Annotated in this window: 14 protein-coding genes; 7 read left to right on the forward strand and 7 right to left on the reverse strand. The window is 50.5% G+C overall.

The genetic code is table 11. The features are described from left to right. Positions 1-102 (reverse strand): hypothetical protein (locus tag FEK47_RS25340; protein WP_240730969.1); only part of this gene is annotated, 102 nt, incomplete at its 3' end. A 498-nt stretch (positions 103-600) separates the two neighbouring features. Between FEK47_RS25340 and FEK47_RS04455 the strand changes: the two genes are divergently transcribed. Next, on the forward strand, positions 601-2,250 hold the full coding sequence (locus FEK47_RS04455) for an alpha,alpha-trehalase (RefSeq protein WP_135487082.1): 1,650 nt from the start codon (positions 601-603) through the stop codon (positions 2,248-2,250). 50 nt (positions 2,251-2,300) lie between these two features. Here the strand turns inward: FEK47_RS04455 and FEK47_RS04460 are convergent, their stop codons facing one another. Then, entirely contained in the window at positions 2,301-2,903 is a 603-nt protein-coding gene (locus FEK47_RS04460; RefSeq protein WP_064527789.1) for a response regulator transcription factor, read from the reverse strand. 515 nt (positions 2,904-3,418) lie between these two features. Between FEK47_RS04460 and FEK47_RS04465 the strand changes: the two genes are divergently transcribed. The 3 genes from FEK47_RS04465 to FEK47_RS04475 all read left to right on the forward strand — a co-directional run bounded on the left by FEK47_RS04465 (position 3,419) and on the right by FEK47_RS04475 (position 7,096). Continuing rightward, positions 3,419-4,318 carry a LysR family transcriptional regulator gene (locus tag FEK47_RS04465; RefSeq protein ID WP_205713529.1) on the forward strand — a complete coding sequence of 300 codons (900 nt, stop codon included), beginning with the start codon at positions 3,419-3,421 and terminating at the stop codon, positions 4,316-4,318. A 48-nt stretch (positions 4,319-4,366) separates the two neighbouring features. Next, complete coding sequence (yhjD, locus tag FEK47_RS04470; RefSeq protein ID WP_138183118.1) at positions 4,367-5,380, forward strand: inner membrane protein YhjD; 1,014 nt, start codon at positions 4,367-4,369, stop codon at positions 5,378-5,380. Between the two features lie 393 nt (positions 5,381-5,773). Beyond that, positions 5,774-7,096, forward strand: coding sequence for an MFS transporter (locus tag FEK47_RS04475; RefSeq protein WP_130216306.1), 1,323 nt, complete (start codon positions 5,774-5,776; stop codon positions 7,094-7,096). A 181-nt stretch (positions 7,097-7,277) separates the two neighbouring features. Here the strand turns inward: FEK47_RS04475 and FEK47_RS04480 are convergent, their stop codons facing one another. Together FEK47_RS04480 and pdeH are read right to left on the reverse strand one after the other, a co-directional pair. Then, on the reverse strand, positions 7,278-9,338 hold the full coding sequence (locus FEK47_RS04480) for an AsmA family protein (protein ID WP_138183119.1): 2,061 nt from the start codon (positions 9,336-9,338) through the stop codon (positions 7,278-7,280). 68 nt (positions 9,339-9,406) lie between these two features. After that, a complete protein-coding gene (gene pdeH / locus FEK47_RS04485) occupies positions 9,407-10,174 on the reverse strand; it encodes a cyclic-guanylate-specific phosphodiesterase (RefSeq protein WP_130210126.1) in 768 nt (255 codons plus the stop codon). A gap of 232 nt (positions 10,175-10,406) precedes the next feature. Between pdeH and kdgK the strand changes: the two genes are divergently transcribed. From kdgK to FEK47_RS04500, 3 genes are all read left to right on the forward strand, one after another. Beyond that, positions 10,407-11,336, forward strand: coding sequence for a 2-dehydro-3-deoxygluconokinase (gene kdgK / locus FEK47_RS04490; protein WP_135487080.1), 930 nt, complete (start codon positions 10,407-10,409; stop codon positions 11,334-11,336). Positions 11,337-11,430: 94 nt separating this feature from the next. Further along, positions 11,431-12,636 (forward strand): DUF3142 domain-containing protein, encoded by a 1,206-nt coding sequence (locus FEK47_RS04495; protein WP_135487079.1) that lies wholly within the window; start codon positions 11,431-11,433, stop codon positions 12,634-12,636. After that, positions 12,623-14,665 (forward strand): hypothetical protein, encoded by a 2,043-nt coding sequence (locus FEK47_RS04500; protein ID WP_135487078.1) that lies wholly within the window; start codon positions 12,623-12,625, stop codon positions 14,663-14,665. The genes FEK47_RS04495 and FEK47_RS04500 overlap by 14 nt, the downstream gene beginning before the upstream one ends. Positions 14,666-14,789: 124 nt before the next feature. Here FEK47_RS04500 and FEK47_RS04505 read toward each other — a convergent pair whose 3' ends face one another. The 3 genes from FEK47_RS04505 to hmsP form a co-directional block, all read right to left on the reverse strand. After that, on the reverse strand, positions 14,790-16,286 hold the full coding sequence (locus tag FEK47_RS04505) for a pitrilysin family protein (protein ID WP_135487077.1): 1,497 nt from the start codon (positions 16,284-16,286) through the stop codon (positions 14,790-14,792). Between the two features lie 219 nt (positions 16,287-16,505). Then, positions 16,506-17,792 carry a C4-dicarboxylate transporter DctC gene (dctA, locus tag FEK47_RS04510; protein ID WP_130216296.1) on the reverse strand — a complete coding sequence of 429 codons (1,287 nt, stop codon included), beginning with the start codon at positions 17,790-17,792 and terminating at the stop codon, positions 16,506-16,508. 182 nt (positions 17,793-17,974) lie between these two features. Continuing rightward, a complete protein-coding gene (gene hmsP / locus FEK47_RS04515) occupies positions 17,975-19,963 on the reverse strand; it encodes a biofilm formation regulator HmsP (RefSeq protein ID WP_135487076.1) in 1,989 nt (662 codons plus the stop codon). Positions 19,964-19,990: the final 27 nt, after the last annotated feature.

Raw genomic sequence — 19,990 nt, forward strand, 5'->3', positions numbered from 1 at the left:
CAGCGGAAAATGTTTAGATTCCGCGATAGTAGAAATTGCCTTCGCGCCAAAACGCGAGTCGAGTAGTTCTGAGCGGAAATCCGTTAACAGCTTCTGGTCCATTTCGAACTCCTTAAATTTATTTGAAGGCAATAAAAAAGTAGGATTTATCTGGAATGGGCGCAAGGGGTTACGGGTATAATTTAAATAACAAAATCCTAAGCATAAAATTGATTTATCTATATAATAAGAGAACACTATTAATATTGACACCAGAAATTACAAAATTAATTTCAAATATATAATTGAAGAATTCCTGTTATTTCTTTAATTACCAAATAGATTTTACTTCCTTCGACATTCTTACACAGATAACCGCTACTCTTATTTGTAACAACAACGATGTACTTGCTTTTATCATAGAGTGCGTGAATGTTCCGAAAATGAAATTTTGCAAAAAAACGTTTATCACCCATTTTCTTTGTATATTAAGGAGTTATATTTTTTGACACATTAATAAACGTGATCTTCCGCACACTTCATCCCCCATCGACCGTAGCGAATGACTACTCTTAAAGGAAAGCCCGATAATTAGAGACGAATTTCGGAGGTCGGATCCTTATGCTCAATCAGAAAATTCAAAACCTTAATCCAGATGAACGGATGATCGAAGTCGATCTCTGCTATGAGCTGGATCCGTATGAATTAAAACTGGATGAGATGATTGAGGCAGAGCCAGAACCCGAGATGATTGAGGGGCTACCCGCCTCTGATGCACTGACCCCTGCCGATCGTTATCTCGAACTGTTCGAGCATGTCCAGTCGGCGAAAATTTTCCCTGACAGCAAAACCTTCCCTGACTGCGCCCCCAAAATGGACCCGCTGGATATCTTAATCCGCTATCGTAAAGTGCGCCGTCATCGCGATTTCGACTTACGCCAGTTTGTTGAAAAGCACTTCTGGCTGCCGGAAGTCTACTCCAGCGAGTATGTATCAGACCCGCAAAATTCTCTGAAAGAGCATATCGACCAACTATGGCCGGTGCTAACCCGCGAACCCCAGGATCATATTCCCTGGTCCTCCCTGCTGGCGCTACCGCAATCGTACATTGTCCCGGGGGGCCGTTTTAGCGAAACCTACTATTGGGATTCCTATTTCACCATGCTGGGGCTGGCAGAGAGCGGGCGTGAGGATCTACTGAAATGCATGGCCGACAACTTCGCCTGGATGATAGAAAACTATGGCCATATCCCCAACGGCAACCGCACCTATTATTTGAGCCGCTCGCAACCACCGGTTTTTGCGTTGATGGTGGAGCTATTTGAAGAAGATGGTGTGCGCGGTGCACGCCGTTACCTTGATCATCTAAAAATGGAATATGCCTTCTGGATGGACGGCGCAGAATCACTGATTCCGAATCAGGCCTATCGCCATGTGGTGCGGATGCCGGACGGCGCCCTGCTCAACCGTTATTGGGATGACCGCGACACGCCGCGCGATGAATCCTGGCTGGAAGATGTGGAAACCGCGAAACACTCCGGTCGCCCGCCTAACGAGGTGTATCGCGATTTACGCGCAGGGGCCGCTTCTGGCTGGGATTACTCATCACGCTGGCTACGTGACGCGGGTCGTCTGGCAAGCATTCGCACTACCCAATTCATCCCCATCGACCTTAATGCTTTCCTGTTTAAACTGGAGAGCGCCATTGCCAACATCTCGGCGCTGAAAGGTGAGAAAGAGACAGAAACGCTGTTCCGCCAGAAAGCCAGCGCCCGCCGCGATGCAGTTAACCGTTATCTCTGGGATGATGAAAACGGCATCTACCGCGATTACGACTGGCGGCGCGAGCAGTTAGCCCTCTTTTCCGCTGCCGCTATTGTGCCGTTATACGTGGGCATGGCGAATCACGAACAGGCAGACCGCCTGGCAAACGCCGTACGTAGCCGTTTACTGACGCCGGGAGGGATTCTGGCGAGCGAGTATGAAACCGGAGAACAGTGGGATAAACCCAACGGCTGGGCGCCATTGCAGTGGATGGCGATTCAGGGATTTAAAATGTACGGCGATGACTATCTGGGTGATGAAATCGCGCGTAGCTGGCTGAAGACAGTGAACCAGTTTTACCTGGAACACCACAAACTGATCGAGAAATACCATATTGCCGATGGCATTCCCCGTGAGGGCGGCGGGGGCGAATATCCGTTGCAGGATGGATTTGGCTGGACCAACGGTGTGGTACGGCGCCTGATAGGTTTGTACGGCGAACCGTAATAGTTTTACAGCCAGCCACGAACAACCTGCTGGCTATAAAATTACCCTCTTCAGGAGGCGATATTTAACATCATCGCCGCCTGAGTGCGGTTTTTCACTTCCAGGCGGCGGTAAAGCGACTCCAGATGCGCTTTAACCGTTCCGGTACTGATATTTAGCGCCCTGCCGATCTCTTTATTTGATTCACCTGCTGCCAGCATAGTTAAAATTTCCCGCTGGCGGGCACTTAGCGATTTGAGATCTTTTGTGTCTTTTTCCGGTGTAGTTCGCCAGTCTCCGGGCAGAAACATCATTCCCATTGCCGCGCTATTTACCGCCAATGCAAACGTCTCGACGGCTGAATCACGCGGTACAATTGCCATCACGTTAAAATGGATAACTTCCTGTAACCATCGTTTGCTGCAATCCGTCGCCGTTATCAACACTTTAACATCAGGAAATTGCACTACGGTTTTTTGCAGTAACCAGTAGCAAAACTCACCATCCTGATCGCCATCAAGCATGACTAAGGCTTCAGGGGAGCTTTCCAGTTTTTGCCACAGTTCATCTGCCTGATCGACGCCCTGAATACTCACTCCTGGAATACGCTGCTGTAAGCTGATTTTCATTCCGTGAATAAATATTGACTGCCTGTCAAACATGATTATATGCATTACTGAATCTCCACCTGGATACGTTAAAACTCTTAAGTAGGGGAAGGGTATTACCCGAGAGGCAAAATAAGAATTCGCCATTTGGCGGTAGCCATTCTACAGATATGCAATGTGGAAAATAGTTACCGATATAAATAGTTACAGCTGACAGCCTGAAATTACATGTCGAGGGCATTATTTAAAACATTTTTGAGGAAATCCTTATATCTTCGTCTGACAGGCATTCAAATAAACTGTGATTTTCGCGAGAGCTGGCTAAATACCTGACCGCAAAACGATTAAATTGCGCACGAAAAGCCAATACTGCATTTACTATTTTGCAGGAAATTGCTGAAAAGACAGTCTTTCAAGCGTTATTTTTCCTTTCCAGTGAAGCTTATCAGCCATTTCCTTCTAAAAAATACCGGTATTAATCATTACTACATTGTGAAACCTTGCATTAGATGCTAGAAAAAACAATAAATAATGCGCTATGCGCGTTACTGTTTCGCTGTGAACAACAATCGGTCAAAGAAATGGATAAAATTCACGCAATGCAGTTGTTCATTAAGGTCGCAGAGCTGGAAAGTTTTTCCCGTGCAGCGGATTTCTTTGCTTTGCCAAAGGGAAGTGTTTCGCGCCAGATACAGGCACTGGAACATCAGCTTGGCACCCAGTTGCTGCATCGCACTACGCGGCGAGTCAAACTTACCCCCGACGGCATGACCTATTACCAACGAGCGAAAGATGTGTTGAGTAATCTCAACGAACTGGACGGCCTGTTTCAGCAGGATACCACCAGCATCAGCGGCAAATTACGCGTCGATATCCCGCTCGGAATTGCGAAAACCCTGTTGCTGCCGCGCCTGCCAGAATTTCTTCATCAGTACCCAGGGATTGAACTGGAATTAAGTAGCAGTGACCGGGCGATTGATATTCTTCGGGATGGCTATGATTGCGTGATGCGCACGGGCTCGTTGCCCGACGAGGGTATTATTACCCGCCCCCTCGGCAAACTGACGATGGTCAACTGTGCCAGCCCGCACTATCTGACGCGTTTTGGTTATCCGCAAAGTGTGGACGATCTGACTTCGCACGCGGTGGTGCATTACACGCCGCATTTGGGCGCGCATCCATTAGGTTTTGAGGTTGCCACCAGTAATGGCGTCCAGTGGTTTAAGTCCGGCGGCATGTTGACGGTAAACAGTAGCGAAACCTATTTCGCCGCCGGCCTGGCGGGTCTGGGTATCATTCAAATCCCCCGCGTCGCCGTGCGCGAAGCCCTACGCGCCGGGCGGCTTATTGAAGTATTGCCCAACTACCGCGCCGAGCCGCTATCCATTTCTCTGGTTTATCCCCAGCGTCGGGAGCTTTCCCGCCGTGTAAATCTGTTTATGCAGTGGCTGGCTGGCGTAATCAAAGAGCACCTGGACTGACCGACTATACTTTTTAAGACAGACAACGAAAGAAGGACTAAAGAGCGGATGACGCAGGAAAACGAGATCAAACGTCCCACCCAGGATCTGGAGCACGAGCCGATTAAACATCTGGATAATAGCGATAAAGGCAGCAAAGTCAGTCAGGCGTTGGAAACCGTCACCACCACTGCCGGGAAAGTCCAACGTCAACCCATCATCGCGCACCTGATACGCGCGACAGAACGCTTCAATGATCGGCTGGGTAACCAGTTTGGCGCGGCAATCACTTATTTCTCGTTTTTATCGATGATCCCGATTTTGATGGTGTCGTTTGCCGCAGGGGGCTTTGTGCTGGCCTCCCATCCGATGCTGTTGCAGGATATCTTCGACAAAATTCTGCAAAACATCAGCGATCCGACGCTGGCGGCCACATTGAAAAATACCATCAACACCGCCGTTCAGCAGCGTACGACCGTAGGGCTTGTCGGCCTGGCGGTGGCGCTTTATTCCGGGATTAACTGGATGGGAAATTTGCGTGAAGCAATTCGCGCTCAATCGCGTGATGTTTGGGAACGTTCACCGCAAGATCAGGAGAAGTTTTGGGTTAAGTATCTGCGTGATTTTATTTCGCTGATTGGTTTATTGATTGCGCTGATTGTCACGCTTTCAATAACCTCGGTTGCCGGTTCGGCGCAGCAAATGATTATTAGCGCCCTGCACCTTAACAGTATTGAGTGGCTGAAACCGACGTGGCGGTTGATTGGCATGGCGATTTCTATCTTCGCCAACTATCTGCTTTTCTTCTGGATCTTCTGGCGTCTTCCGCGTCATCGCCCGCGTAAAAAGGCGCTGATTCGTGGAACATTCATCGCGGCTATTGGTTTTGAAGTAATTAAAATCGTGATGACGTATACCCTGCCGTCGTTGATGAAATCCCCCTCTGGCGCGGCATTTGGTTCCGTGCTGGGGCTGATGGCGTTTTTTTACTTCTTTGCCCGTCTGACGTTGTTTTGCGCGGCGTGGATTGCCACCGCCGAATACAAAGACGACCCGCGAATGCCGGGGAAAACGCAGCATTAAAATAGGTCGGATGCGGCGTAAACGTCTTATTCGACCTGGCTCCCCGTAGGCCGGATAAGATGCACCAGCATCGCATCCGGCTATAATGCGCACATAACTACCTGAAACTCTTCCCCTGGACCTCTTCAGCCATCTCTTCGGGAGCCAACAATTTCACACCAACTCATAAACCCAGCATATAAATCCAGTTGGTAACTTTTATTTAACCTGAAACCAGTTTTATCCACCATTTATGAAATTGTGTGAAGCATTTCATAGAAGAAAAATCACTCGTCTAAACATTATCCACTTTTTGCCTGGTTTTTAACCTTTTCCGCGATTTGTTACACATTGAAATATCACTTTTGCTGTGCGTAATATGGCTATTCGTTCGCCAAAAAATAAGAAAAGATTATGCAAGCAACAGCCACAACACTCGACAACGAGCAAGAATACAAGCCGATAAACTCACGTAATAAAGTCCTTGTCGCCTCCCTCATTGGCACGGCCATTGAGTTCTTCGACTTCTACATTTACGCCACTGCGGCCGTTATTGTATTCCCGCATATCTTCTTCCCGCAGGGCGATCCGGCGGCAGCGACGCTACAGTCGCTCGCCACCTTCGCCATCGCTTTCGTCGCACGCCCAATCGGTTCTGCCGTATTTGGTCATTTCGGCGATCGCGTTGGGCGTAAAGCGACGCTGGTCGCCTCGTTGCTAACGATGGGGATTTCAACAGTGGTGATTGGTCTGCTGCCGGGCTACGCCACGATTGGTATTTTCGCCCCGCTGCTGCTGGCACTGGCTCGATTTGGGCAGGGTCTGGGATTAGGCGGTGAATGGGGTGGCGCAGCGCTGCTGGCAACCGAGAACGCACCACCACGTAAACGTGCGTTGTACGGCTCTTTCCCACAGCTGGGCGCACCGATTGGCTTCTTCTTTGCTAACGGCACTTTTCTGCTGCTTTCCTGGCTGCTGACTGATGAGCAGTTTATGAGCTGGGGCTGGCGCGTGCCGTTTATCTTCTCGGCGGTGCTGGTCATTATCGGCCTGTATGTTCGCGTGTCGCTGCATGAGTCACCGGTGTTTGAGAAAGTCGCTAAAGCGAAAAAGCAGGTGAAGATCCCGCTGGGTACTCTGCTGACCAAACACGTACGCGTCACGGTGCTCGGTACCTTCATCATGCTGGCAACCTATACGCTGTTTTACATCATGACCGTCTACTCAATGACCTTCAGTACCGCCGCCGCGCCAATTGGGCTTGGCCTGCCGCGTAATGAAGTGCTGTGGATGCTGATGATGGCAGTTATTGGTTTTGGCGTGATGGTACCAGTAGCCGGATTGCTGGCCGATGCCTTTGGGCGGCGTAAAAGCATGGTGATCATCACGACGCTTATCATCCTGTTCGCGCTGTTCGCCTTTAATCCACTGCTCGGTTCTGGCAATCCGATTCTGGTTTTTGCTTTCCTGCTGCTGGGGTTAAGCCTGATGGGGCTGACCTTCGGGCCGATGGGCGCGCTGTTACCAGAGCTGTTCCCGACAGAAGTGCGTTACACCGGAGCATCATTCTCTTACAACGTATCGTCGATTCTCGGGGCTTCCGTTGCGCCGTATATCGCGGCCTGGTTACAAACTAACTATGGGTTAGGTGCGGTGGGGTTATATCTGGCGGCAATGGCTGGCTTGACGTTAATCGCCCTGCTGCTGACGCATGAGACGCGACATCAGTCGTTGTAATAAGAGTGAAAAGCCTGATGCGCTACGCTTATCTGGCCTGAATTTCCATACAATATATTGAATTCGCGTGGATTTGTAGGACGGATAAGGCGTTCACGCCGCATCCGGCATGAACAAAGCGCACTTTGCCAACAATCTAAATCTGTTTAATTGCCGGATGTCAGACATCCGGCAATTATCATCACTTCTTCATCTGCGACAAAATCGTCCGACACTGATTAGCCTCCCCTTCGGAAGGTGAGATCAGCGCCAGCAAGGCCGCAGCTGGCGTCACCAGCGTTGCCAGTGCCGCCGCAACGGCACCTCGGGCAATCAACGGCCCGGCTTTCACCCCAGCCTGCGGATTTTTAAACGTCCCACGCACATACAGTGGCGAACGCAGCGTGATAATCCGAATCCCTTTACTCTCCGGATCAATAGTCAAATCCAGCTGTTCCGAAGCAAAACTTGCCGTGCCGGTAACATTAATCAACGCGTTCTCAGTATCAAAAGCAAAAATCTGCGGACGCGCCACGCCGTTGGCAATATTCAGATTTGCTGCCGCGCAGTTCACCCGCACCTCATCATCACCGAAAATCGCACCGACAATGTAGTTACCGACATTCAGCCCGACAATCTCCATCAGGTTGCGGCTCACCAGCCCGTCATTCATCAACAGTTTCAGGTTACCGTTACTGTTCCCCAAAAGCGCCGCCACTGAGTTACCGCTACCGCGTAGTTCCGCATCACCGTTCATTTCCCCCAGCGTTTTTTGCATCAGTTCCACATCTGGCATCAGTTCTTTCAGTTTCAGTCGACGAGCCTGAATATCTGCCCGCCCTTGCATCGGCTTTTTATCGCCTTCCAGATGAATATTCGCCGCAATGCTGCCGCCCGCCATGCCAAATTTCAGCGGTTGCAGGCGTAGGTCAGCGTTTTTGAGGATGATATGGGTAGAAAGATCGCTAATCGGCAGGCTGCTGCCATGCTCAATACGACGGCCTTTGAAGCGAACATCGGCATCCATGACATCCCATTTATCGGTTTCGAAGCGGTCATACGGCAGCACTTTGCCCGCAGGCTGAACGCTTTTTTCGCCCTTCTTCTGTTCAGACCGTTTTGACTTTTCCGCTCCTTTACCGGAATCAACGCCAATTAACGGCCCTAAATCTGCCAGCCGCAATTGCCGCGACTCGACGTCACCTTCCAGTTTTGGCCGTGGCTTACCGGTGGTGTAGACCAGAGAACCGTGAATATCGCTATCGCCAATACGCCCGTTAAAGCCTCGATAATCAAAGACCGACGATTTTTCCGTGTCGATTTTCGCTACCAACCGACCATCGGTTTCAAACGGTGGGGTATCAGGCAGCAGAACGCCCGTCAGTTCATAGAGATCGCCCAGCGAATCGCCGGAAAATTTAAGCCGTAAATCGACGCCGCCCATTTTCATTGGGTCATTCACTACACCATCAAAAGCAACACGGGTGTTACCAGAGCGGAAATCAGCCTGTACCGGAAACGGCGTCCCTTCGCCACGCAGCGCCAGCATACCGCCGATTTTTCCCGTGCCAGTGAGCGGTTCGCCGTTATAACGTCCCTGCGCCTTCAGGCCAAAAACGTAATCGCCCACCTTTTCTTTCTCGTTCTTACCTTTCGATCCGCTGACTTCACTGAACGGCAACGGCTTGCCTAATGGATCGACAAAAATTTCCAGATCCGCTTTGCTGACTTTGTCATCAATGGCGATCCGCCCTTGATCGAACAGAATATTATCCAGCCGAAACGACCACGCCGACGGCTTTGCATCCGCGTCTTTGTTGTCATCGCTGGCGAGATTAAACGTCCAGTTGTTGTTCTTTTCTGAGAGGCGAATCAGGCGTGCGTCGGGCTTTTCCAGTTTGATCCACGGTAACCAGACCGTTTTGGTCAGCAGCGCCAGAGGGGCCAGCGTTGCTTCTACCCGTGGCAGATGCACCATTGTGACTTCGGGAATGTCTGGCGGGTTGCCGAGAATGATGTCTTCCGCGTGTACATGGGGCCACGGCACCCAGCTGCGCCAGCCGGTTTCCTGTTTTTGCCGCTCCCATACCACGCCCAGATCGCCACGAATAGCGAACGGGCGATTCAACTCCGCAGAGACTTTCTGGTTGATGGTCGGTTTGAGTCGATTCCAGTCAAAAGTCGCAATCAAAATGATCGCCACGACGAGCAACAACAAGAAAGCCCCTGAAATCGAAGCGGTTATTTTGCCTGCCTTGCTCATAGTTCGCTTCCTCATATTCTTCCTGGGCCAGTCCTAAAGATAGTCCAGCCAGGCGGAAAATGAGGCGGCTACACCACCAGAGCCACCGTATCCAGCGTTTCTATCGGTGCCGGACGCGAAAGAAACCAGCCTTGTGCGGCGAATGCGGGCGAGTTCTGTACATCGCGCCACTCTTCCGGCGTTTCCACGCCCTCGACAATCACCCCGCGACAATAGCGATTCATTAGATGTAAAAGCTGCGAAAAGAGCGTGCGGCCTTCCGGCGACTGGCGCAGCATCACAAACAGTTCGCGAGCGATTTTAATGTAGTCATAACGGACTTCACTTAGCGCGGAGAAATTTGCCATCCCGGTGCCAAAATCATCAAGCCATAGCGGGCCAAATTCACACATCGAGGCAAAGGTTGAATCTTTTGGCAGGCGGATATGTTCTACCAGTTCAAAACGCAGCCAGGGAAGGCGGTCAATCTGACGCAAAATTTCCGGCTGCTGACGTAGGGCGAGAAGTGTCGGACCATCGATATTAACCGATGCCAGCAGCCCATGCTCAACAAAGAACACGGCTTTTTGCGCCAGTAAATCAATCTGTTCTTTCACCACATCCATACGATGTCTGATGGTGATTTCAGCAAAATAACGATCCGGCGGCAGTCGTTGCGAAGGATCCTCGGGATGAGTAACGACCGTTAATAGCTCTACGGCCATCAACCGACCGGATGTCTGGTAAATCGGTTGCCAGGTGTAAGCACGTTCACACTGCAACCAAAAGCGTCGTTCCTGCAAGCTTTCGATACTTGCTTCAGGATGGCTTATTCGCTGAATAACCTGCCTTATCATCGAAGATGTCCTGTGTTTAAAAGTGATGCTGCCCGGACTCGACAAATGTTATCGGCGCGCAACGTCAGAACTTTACCGCCCGAAGCGGCTAAATTTGCCCGTCCTGCGGCGAAATCTTCCAGGAATACGTTCTGGCTCAAAAAAATAATGGAACAGTGTTTTAATATAGTTGACCAACAAACCACCACAGCGCAAACTAACGCTAATTTTTTTACAGATCAGGTTCACGACTATGTCCAAAAAGATTGCCGTGATTGGCGAATGCATGATTGAGCTTTCCGAGAAAGGCGCAGACGTTAAGCGCGGTTTCGGCGGCGATACCCTGAACACCTCCGTCTACATCGCCCGTCAGGTCGATCCTGCGGCATTAACCGTTCATTACGTGACGGCGCTGGGAACGGACAGTTTTAGTCAGCAGATGTTGGACGCCTGGCACGGCGAGAACGTTGATACTTCCCTGACCCAACGGATGGAAAACCGCCTGCCGGGACTTTACTACATTGAAACCGATGACACTGGCGAACGTACGTTCTACTACTGGCGTAACGAAGCCGCGGCAAAATTCTGGCTGGAGAGCGAGCAGTCAGCGGCGATTTGCGCAGAGCTGGCGAAATTCGATTATCTCTACCTTAGCGGGATTAGCCTGGCGATTTTAAGCCCAACCAGCCGCGAGAAGCTGCTTGCTCTGCTGCGCGAATGCCGCGCCAACGGCGGAAAAGTGATTTTCGACAATAACTACCGTCCGCGCCTGTGGGCCAGTAAAGAAGAAACGCAGCAGGTGTATCAGCAAATGCTGGAATGCACGGATATCGCCTTCCTGACGCTGGACGACGAAGACGCGCTGTGGGGTCAACAACCGGTGGAAGACGTCATTGCGCGCACCCATAAAGCAGGCGTGAAAGAAGTGGTGGTGAAACGCGGGGCGGATTCTTGCCTGGTGTCCATTGCTGGTGAAGGGTTAGTGGATGTTCCGGCGGTGAAATTGCCGAAAGAAAAAGTGATCGATACCACCGCAGCTGGCGACTCTTTCAGCGCCGGTTATCTGGCGGTACGTCTGACAGGCGGTAGTGCGGAAGATGCCGCGAAACGTGGGCATTTAACTGCAAGTACCGTTATTCAGTATCGCGGCGCGATTATCCCGCGTGAGGCGATGCCAGAATAATGGTTTTTGACGGAGAACGGGTAGATATTCGTTCTCCGTTAATAGTTACAACGGTACACTATCAGCCTATTGATAATCGTAATGCCGTAACAATATGACATCTTGCAAAAGGATTTTTGCAGCTTCACTTCTTCTGCTCTGCCTGGGCTACGGGCTGCATATTTTATTTACCCCTTCACAATCGCTCCGCTTTGATCAGCAAGTCTATATCTGGCAACGCGTCTGGACGGCAGAACATCCCGAGGCACTCAAACGAAGTCGCCCGCTTTTCTCTACACTACGCATACTCGGGATGCAATTTCACCCGCAAGAAGGCACCCGACACTTTACGGTTAATACTTCACTTATTAAGCAAGATGGTCGCCCGGTCTGGCTGGTCGCGCGACTCGATGGCCAGCTTACACGGTTTAATAACCAGCAAGTTATCCAGCATATTCAACAGACCCTACGTGAGTGGCAAAAGGCAGGTATTACGCTGGCAGGGGTGGAAATTGATTATGACGCGCCAACAGCAAAATTGCCGGAATATCTGACACTACTTAGTGCGTTACATCAGGTACTTCCTACAAATATAAAACTTAGCGTTACCGCCCTGCCCACCTGGCTTGATTCACCACATCTCGCCCGATTATTGCGCATTGCAGACACTTCGGTTTTGCAGGTACATAACGTGCTATCGCCCGAAAAAGGCCTGTTAGATGCCAGTCTGGCGCAGCGTTGGGTAAAGCAATATGCCAGACAAACCACGCATCCTTTTTTCATCGCATTACCCGCTTACGGCTCCGCGCTCACCAGTGATAATCGCGTCGAGAGTGAAGCTCCGTTATACGTTGCCGAAGGGATGCGTGAATTAAGTGTGTCGCCGCAAACCATTGCCGATTTCATTCAATATTTAGAACAGCACCCACCGCGTGGATTACAGGGGTTGGTATGGTTTCGGCTGCCGCTAGCAGGCGATCGCCGCGCCTGGTCACTGACAACGCTGGAAGCCGTGATTCAACATCACCCGCTAACCCCACGCTGGTCGTTAATTATTGCTCAACATGCAGACGAACAGCTTTTTGATCTGGCTATTAAAAACAGCGGCGAAATTGATGCGCCGTTGCCGAAAAAAATAATTCTACCCAATGCAGATTGTCTATTCGCTGATGGAGCCAGCCACTATCAGGTGCAACCTGGCTCATCCAGCCTGAATTTTGCACGAGTAAGCGCCAGGCAGCTGCGAGCCGGAGAAAGCAGTCCGCTGGGATGGGCGCGCTGCAATCAAAAACTACAAGGAGAGTTCAATGTTATCCCCTAAAATATCGCGGCTTTCCGTTGTTATATTTCTCTCACTAATTAGCGCCAACGTTAATGCCTGTGGACCATTTATTCCTAACCATCTGTTAACCGACCGTAATAGCGCACTGCTGGAAATGCCAAATGGCAGTTTTGTCTTTGAAGTACAACAGTTGGCTAAACGCGATCCTGATTTACCAATATGGCATGAAAATACGCCCGATGAAGCACCGCAGACAAATACAGATGATGATGTTGAGCCTCCTGTACAAAATCGGTCACTGGAAATCGCGCAAAAATTGCAGAAACCATTATCTGATGCGCAGAGGCTTTATTATTCAGGAGCTAAGGATTTTCATCAGGGAAAATACGATAGCCCTTACTTTCGGCAATTATTAGCCTTGCCGAAAACAGAACAAGGGGAATGGCGTCTTGCTGCGCTATATAGTCTGGCAAGGGGGGGATTTGATGCCACTGACGACGATCTCGATCTTATAATCAATAAAGGCGGATTTAATCAGGTACTTGCTGAGCAGGCCATACAGCGTTATCAGCAAATCATTGAAGAAGTCCGTAATGGCGCAGCCGATCCTGAGCAGCTCTCTCTCGCCAGTCTCGGTCAGATTGGGCATTATTATCTGAGCAAAGGTGATGTAGCTGCAGCAGTAAAAATTTATGCCCGACAAGCGGCCCAGGGGTCGCCCACCGGGAAAACTTCGCTGCGGATGATTTCGCTGTATATTACCAGGGAGAAAAATTTACCACTGCTGGAGTCGGTTATTGATGATCCGCTGGTACAGCAACTGGTAATCGCAGAGCTCTTTATTCGTCAAGACTGGGGATATGACAGCGAAGCCTGTACTAAAGACCTTGTAGATTATACCTGTCCGACACATCGCGACCGTTTAATTAAGTTGCTAAGTCAACACAGAATGAAAGGATTTAGTTATAGCGATCGATTGGCAGCGCTGGCGTATCGGGCAGGAAATTATTCGTTAGCACAAATGCTGTTGCAGGATGCACCAGAAAGTGGCTTAAGCGAATGGTTAAAAGCAAAACTGGCATTACGAGCCGGAGATATTCCACTGGCAACGCGTCACTATGCTCGCGCAGCCCCGCAGTTCCCTACCGATGAAGTCTGGGGAAGTATGGACCCGGAAAGTCCTTATTATCATGGAGATAAAGTTACTATCCCATCTTGTCGTATTGCCAGTGAACAGGCGATTTTGGCATTAAAACGCGATGATTATCTTCAGGCCACCGTATTGTTTTACCAGGCTAAAGATCTCTATTGGGCCGATTTAGCCTGGGTTGCAGAAAATGTTTTAACCTTGCCGGAGTTACAGGCGTTTGTTGAAAATAACGTACCGGCACCTCAGCGCCCTTTAAAACCTGTAGATTTAAACAATAGCAGTTATGGTTATTATATTTCGCCTGATATCATTCCAACGGATGTTAAATTACGTACACTATTAGGGAGACGATTAATACGTCATGGTCAATATCAGCAGGCCATCAATTGGTTTGATATTCCCGAGTATCGCCAGGCCGCACAAAAACTGGCTGATTTAATGGCGATAGCGAAAAATAAAAACATCCCTGATAAGCAACGCGCTCAAGCGCAATATGAAGCTGCGCGGCTTTTGCGTTTCAGTGGTATCGAATTGGTGGCTTATGAAATGTATCCCGATTATGCCATTACCAGTGGGCAGTATTCGTCCCCCTATGAATACAGCAATAACGATCAGTGGATAAGTCGTAAAGAAAAAAAACGTATTCGCCACGCAATCCCCACAGCTGATGATCACTTTTTGCATTACCGCTGGCAGGCTGCGGAATGGGCCGGACAATCTGCCGATTTACTTCACCCCAAAACCCAGACATGGGCCGCCGTGTTATGCCATGCTGCAAGTTGGGTCAGATATCTTGATCCAGAAACCGGTGCATTAATTTATCAACGCTACGTGAAAAACGGTAAAGCTTTTGACTGGGCTGCGCATTTTGGTCGTGATTGTCCAGAACCAGTGTTTAAGAAGGATCTGAAGAAATAACCTTACAGGGATGAGAAAGGCCCTCCTTACGGACTGGCGAAAACTGCTGACGCATATCATTCAGACTACGTTATTCATTACCGTTAATCCCGGCAGCGCAGAAGAAACGCTGCCGGGTTATTTATTACTGTGCGGGTGGAATATCCGTCACTTCAGGATGGACGTCATCCGTGGCAACAGATGTGGTCGCAGCCGCAGTCGATGGGGCCATGATTTGATCCCAGGCCGCCTGCAACGCTTTCATGTTAAATTCCGGCTCGCCTTTCGGCTGCAACAGAATTAACGCCATATCGTTCGACAACTGCTGACGCAGATCCTGATTTAACATCTCCACCGTCAGGCTGTTAAGGAAATCCTGGCGCAGTTTCTGATATTGCTCCGGTGCGATATCGACAACCTGATTTTGCAACGAACGCATCCGCTGGCCCATCAGAATATCGGTATCAGCTCGTGCATAGGCGGCAAACAATTTCTGCAGCTCCAGTTTCTTTTGCGCAACCAGAGCGTTGAACTCTTCTTCCGGCAGACCTTTGTCACGAACTTTCGCCAGCTCACGCGCCACCAGATTAAGGTTGCTGTTCAGCTTGTCGTTTGGTGACTCGATGTTGATGGCACACTGCGCACGCAGATACAGCACACGGCAATCAAATCCAAGACCGATGTCTTTGCTGTTACTGGCGCTTAATGCTTGCTGAACGTGCCAGAACAGCGCCTCACGGGCCAGGTCCGCACGCCAGTAGCGCAGCAGTGCGGCTGATTCACGAATCGGCTGCCACGGCGTATCCCACATGATGGATAACCGGTCCTGACGTACCGCATCGGTCATAATACTCACCGCTTCCGCACGCAGAGGAGAAAGCGTCGGCACCGGAGCCGGTGTTTCACGTTTGCCTTTCAGTTCGCCAAACGTTTTGTTGATTTGGTCTACAACCGAGCGCGCATCAACGTTCCCCACCACCAGCAGCGTCATTGCATCCGGGGTGTACCATTTCTGGTAGAAGTCTTTAATCTTTTCTGCTTCAACGGGTTGTTTCAGCGGATCGGCAGGATCGTGACCTAACAAGGTTGATCCTTTCAGACGATAGCGCCACCAGCCTTCTTTGGTGTCGGCAGGCCAGGTTGCCACCATGTCCTGACTTTGCAGCGCATGGTTGATGGTTTCTGGCGTGATAGTCAGTTTGCCACTGGCATTTGCCAGATAAGAGAGCGCCTCTTTCAGCAAGTCGTTGCGGTTATTTGGCAGACTAAGATTAAACAGCGTGGTGTCGTAAGAGACGATCACCGGCGGCATCGGGCGCTTAGGGTCGATCCCCTGTTGCCACAGTGAACGTGCCTGTGCCGCTTCAAGGCCACCGCTTTGCGTCAGCGCGATGCGGGGAATGGCATGACTATAACCGCTCTGTTGGGTACTTTCGGCGAGCGAACCGGTATTAACCAGCAGGCGAATTTCAACACGATCGCTGGGACGCTGGGGCGTGGTCAGCACTTGCCACTGTAAACCGTTGGAGAGCGTCCCCTGTTGCCATGCTGGATCAGGCTGGAGCGCATCTGCCTGCACATAGCCAGCAGTGGCCATCATCAGCAAACCGCCCGCTAAAAGTCGAATTTTTGTGCCCTGCATGTGAACCCCTGATCAACTATCCTGGTAATAAAAAACTGCCCGTTGTCGGTCAGTCTAAATGACATTAAAAACACTTCGTGTTAGACCGCAAGAATATGAAAATGTCACGGAAGAAGTGAAATAAACCTGAACTCACCCAGGTGGTAAGTTCAGGCACAGGGGGCAATTATGCGCAAACACCCGCACTCGGGGAAGGGAGTGCGGGCATAAGTGGTGAGATTAAGAGGATAATTCGTGCGTTTTGCCTTCCGGCGCACGATTATTCAGCACATCGTCCAGTTTTTTGTGGTCCAGTTCTTTAACCCACTTAGCGACCACGATGGTTGCTACACCGTTACCGACCAGGTTAGTCAGCGCACGAGCTTCCGACATGAAGCGGTCAATACCGAGGATCAGCGCTAGCCCCGCCACCGGCAAATGGCCTACGGCTGAAAGCGTCGCCGCCAGCACGATAAAGCCACTGCCCGTTACCCCTGCCGCCCCTTTAGAAGAAAGCAGCAACACGATTAACAGCGTGATTTGGTGGACGATATCCATCTGACTGTTAGTGGCCTGGGCGATAAATACCGCCGCCATCGTCAGGTATATCGATGTGCCATCAAGGTTAAACGAGTAGCCTGTCGGGATGACCAACCCCACCACCGATTTCCGGCAGCCGAGTTTTTCCATCTTGTCGAGCATACGTGGCAGCGCCGATTCGGAAGACGATGTTCCCAACACAATCAGCAGTTCTTCACGAATGTAGCGGATAAATTTGAAGATACTGAAACCGGTCGCTTTAGCGATTGAACCCAGTACCAGCACCACAAACAGGATACAGGTGATGTAGAAGCAGATAATCAGCTGTCCCAGCTGCACCAGTGTTCCGACGCCGTATTTACCGATGGTAAATGCCATCGCCCCGAACGCCCCAATCGGTGCCAGGCGCATGATCATATTGATGATGCCGAAGATGACCTGCGAGAAACTTTCGATAACGTTAAAAATCAGCTGGCCTTTGCTGCCCAGACGATGCAGCGCAAAACCAAACAGTACGGCAAACAGCAGCACCTGCAGGATGTTACCGCTGGCAAACGCGCCAATGACGCTCGCCGGGATGACATCCATAATGAAGGCGACAATGCCCTGGTCTTTCGCCTGCGCGGCGTAAACGGCTACCGCTTTCGCATCCAGACTCGCCGGATCGACGTTCATTCCAGCACCTGGCTGGACAACGTTAACGATAATAAGACCAATAATCAGCGCGATGGTACTGACTATCTCAAAGTAAAGCAGTGCGACTGCGCCGGTACGACCGACCGCCTTCATGCTTTCCATGCCCGCAATGCCAGTGACGACGGTACAAAAGATGACGGGAGCGATGATCATCTTAATGAGCTTAACGAATCCGTCGCCAAGCGGTTTCATTTGCTCGCCTATTTCAGGGTAGAAATGGCCAAGGAGAATACCAATGGCTATCGCTGTCAGGACCTGAAAGTAAAGGCTTTTAAACAGAGAGGTTTTCATAGGGTGTCCTTTAGTAAAACCACAGGTCTTGTAAGGTTATGGGGTACCTGCGGCCTTAAAATAACACCCAGACAACATCACAGAAATGTACCTGGATCATAATTGAAACAAAAAGGTTAAAAAGTTTGAGCTGGCTCGCACAAACCAGCACTTTTTAAAGTTTTGTAATCAGTTTGGGGTAGCTATTTTTCTTCCAGGTAACTTTCTTCGAAGATTTCAATGGGAAGTGGACGTGCAAAAAGGAAGCCCTGGGCAATTCCAACGCCCGCCTTTGCCAACCAGTCACGTTGTGCTTCTGTCTCTACGCCTTCAGCAATGATTTGCAGATTCAGGCTTTTCGCCAACATGATAATCGCGGCAATCATGCTGCTATCTTCCGGCAAACCATCAATGAACATTTTGTCGATTTTCAAAACGTCCACCGGGAGAGATTTCATATGCTGCAACTGACGCAACCCTGAATAGCCCATACCGAAATCATCCAGCGCCACCTGTACTCCGGCGCTGCGCAGCGGACGAAGGATTGCCACCGCCGCGTGAGGGTCATCAATACGTCGGCTTTCTGTCACTTCCAGAATCAGCGTTCCTGGCTGAACACGATAGCGTGTTAGCAGTTCCAGCATATCCGCCACCATATTCGGGTGCATCAGTTGCAGAGCTGAGATGTTCACCGATAATGGCAGCATAATGCCGCGCTCCTGCCAGGCGGCAAGCAGTCGGCATGACTCTTCCAGCACCCAGTGACCGACGGTAACCATCAGTCCACAAGACTCAATACGATCAATTAACCCATCCGGTAGGTCCCAACTCCCATCCGGTTGCTGGATACGCAATAACACTTCCGCGCTGACTAATTTACCGCTGGTCATCTCAACTTGTGGTTGTAACCAAATCGCAAACTGATGATTTTCAAGAGCATTAAGGATATCGCTCTCTTCCGTCAGCCGCTGTTGAGCGGCTTCCATCTGCTGCGGATCATAGAACTGAATCTGATTCTTCCCTTTATGACGAGCAGTAAACGCCGCAGAAATAGCACGACCATAAAGTTGTTCGGCGGTGATATCGCCATAGAACATCGCCACGCCGATGTTACAGTGTGGGCGCAGTTGAATGCGATCAATCGGCAAAGGCTCGCGCATGATAGTGAGTACTTGCTGACCTAACGTAATAGCGTGCCACGGCTCCTGCACACCGTTGGCGATAACAGCGAAGTCATAGCCACTGACCTGCGCGAGAACCATGCGCGGCGACAGCACCGACTTGAGTTTTTCCACCAGCGTCAGCAGCAGGATTTCCCGCTGCGCCTCTTTCAGCACACCGGCGGTGTCGCGCAGGGTTTCGCAGGTGATAATCATCAGCGCAGTCGTCTGTTTACGCGTCACCACCTGTTCCAGCATCTCCATCAGCAGGGCTTTGTTTGGCAAGTCCGACACCGGGAAGCGCATCGCGTTTTCGATCTGCTCTTCATAATGGCGCTGCAACAGTTGCTGGTTAAGGTTATAACTGCGCACCAGCATGCCTATTTCATCGTCCTGATGCAGACGCGGCAGCGCCAGCTGATGGCCGATAATCTCTTGCGGTGGAATGGCGTTCAGCTCACGAGCAATATTGCGTAAAGGATGTAATATCAGTCGGTTAATACACCAGCTAATCGCCACTGTCAGGATGAGCGATAAAAGTAAGTAAATGGTCACTAACGTGGAGAGCGTACTCATCACGAACTTATACATGCGGAAGGAATCCGCCTGTAACACCAGATAGGCAATCGGTTGTGGGTTTGCCGGGCGCTCCAGCGAGTAGACGCCCAGCGAGATTTGCACCGGTAGTTCGAGCAGTCGGGTAACCATTACCGGCACCGGGCGTTCGGGAATAAAACTTTTACGCAGCGCCTGGAACTGGTTAGGCAGCACCACATCTGCGCGGCTGACCACGCCCGCAGGTTTGATGCTGGAGAGAATGGCCTCCGCCTGGGGAATATCCCCTTTGAGGATGGCTGAGGACAAGGGTTCGCGGACAGAACGAGCAATGCTTTCCAGTTGCGTAGCCGTGTTATAGCGATTCTGCTGTACCAGGTGGAACAACAAAACGGTGCAAAAAACAAAGACAAACACCAGGACAACGGCCGCCACCATTGCCATCTGCTTGATTGTTAACGAACGACTAACGCGCAAATTATCTCTCCCCCGGAAATCCCAGAC

The organism is Escherichia sp. E3659 (assembly GCF_005781135.1).
Classification (GTDB): Bacteria; Pseudomonadota; Gammaproteobacteria; order Enterobacterales; family Enterobacteriaceae; genus Escherichia.

Excerpts from the sequence above, each read along its gene's own strand:
- FEK47_RS04460 (WP_064527789.1), bottom strand. The coding sequence starts at position 2,903 with ATGCATATAATCATGTTTGACAGGCAGTCAATATTTATTCACGGAATG.
- yhjD (WP_138183118.1), top strand. The coding sequence starts at position 4,367 with ATGACGCAGGAAAACGAGATCAAACGTCCCACCCAGGATCTGGAGCAC.
- pdeH (WP_130210126.1), bottom strand. The coding sequence starts at position 10,174 with ATGATAAGGCAGGTTATTCAGCGAATAAGCCATCCTGAAGCAAGTATC.
- FEK47_RS04505 (WP_135487077.1), bottom strand. The coding sequence starts at position 16,286 with ATGCAGGGCACAAAAATTCGACTTTTAGCGGGCGGTTTGCTGATGATG.
- FEK47_RS04500 (WP_135487078.1), top strand. The coding sequence starts at position 12,623 with ATGTTATCCCCTAAAATATCGCGGCTTTCCGTTGTTATATTTCTCTCA.
- kdgK (WP_135487080.1), top strand. The coding sequence starts at position 10,407 with ATGTCCAAAAAGATTGCCGTGATTGGCGAATGCATGATTGAGCTTTCC.
- FEK47_RS04495 (WP_135487079.1), top strand. The coding sequence starts at position 11,431 with ATGACATCTTGCAAAAGGATTTTTGCAGCTTCACTTCTTCTGCTCTGC.
- FEK47_RS04465 (WP_205713529.1), top strand. The coding sequence starts at position 3,419 with ATGGATAAAATTCACGCAATGCAGTTGTTCATTAAGGTCGCAGAGCTG.
- dctA (WP_130216296.1), bottom strand. The coding sequence starts at position 17,792 with ATGAAAACCTCTCTGTTTAAAAGCCTTTACTTTCAGGTCCTGACAGCG.
- FEK47_RS04480 (WP_138183119.1), bottom strand. The coding sequence starts at position 9,338 with ATGAGCAAGGCAGGCAAAATAACCGCTTCGATTTCAGGGGCTTTCTTG.
- FEK47_RS04475 (WP_130216306.1), top strand. The coding sequence starts at position 5,774 with ATGCAAGCAACAGCCACAACACTCGACAACGAGCAAGAATACAAGCCG.
- FEK47_RS04455 (WP_135487082.1), top strand. The coding sequence starts at position 601 with ATGCTCAATCAGAAAATTCAAAACCTTAATCCAGATGAACGGATGATC.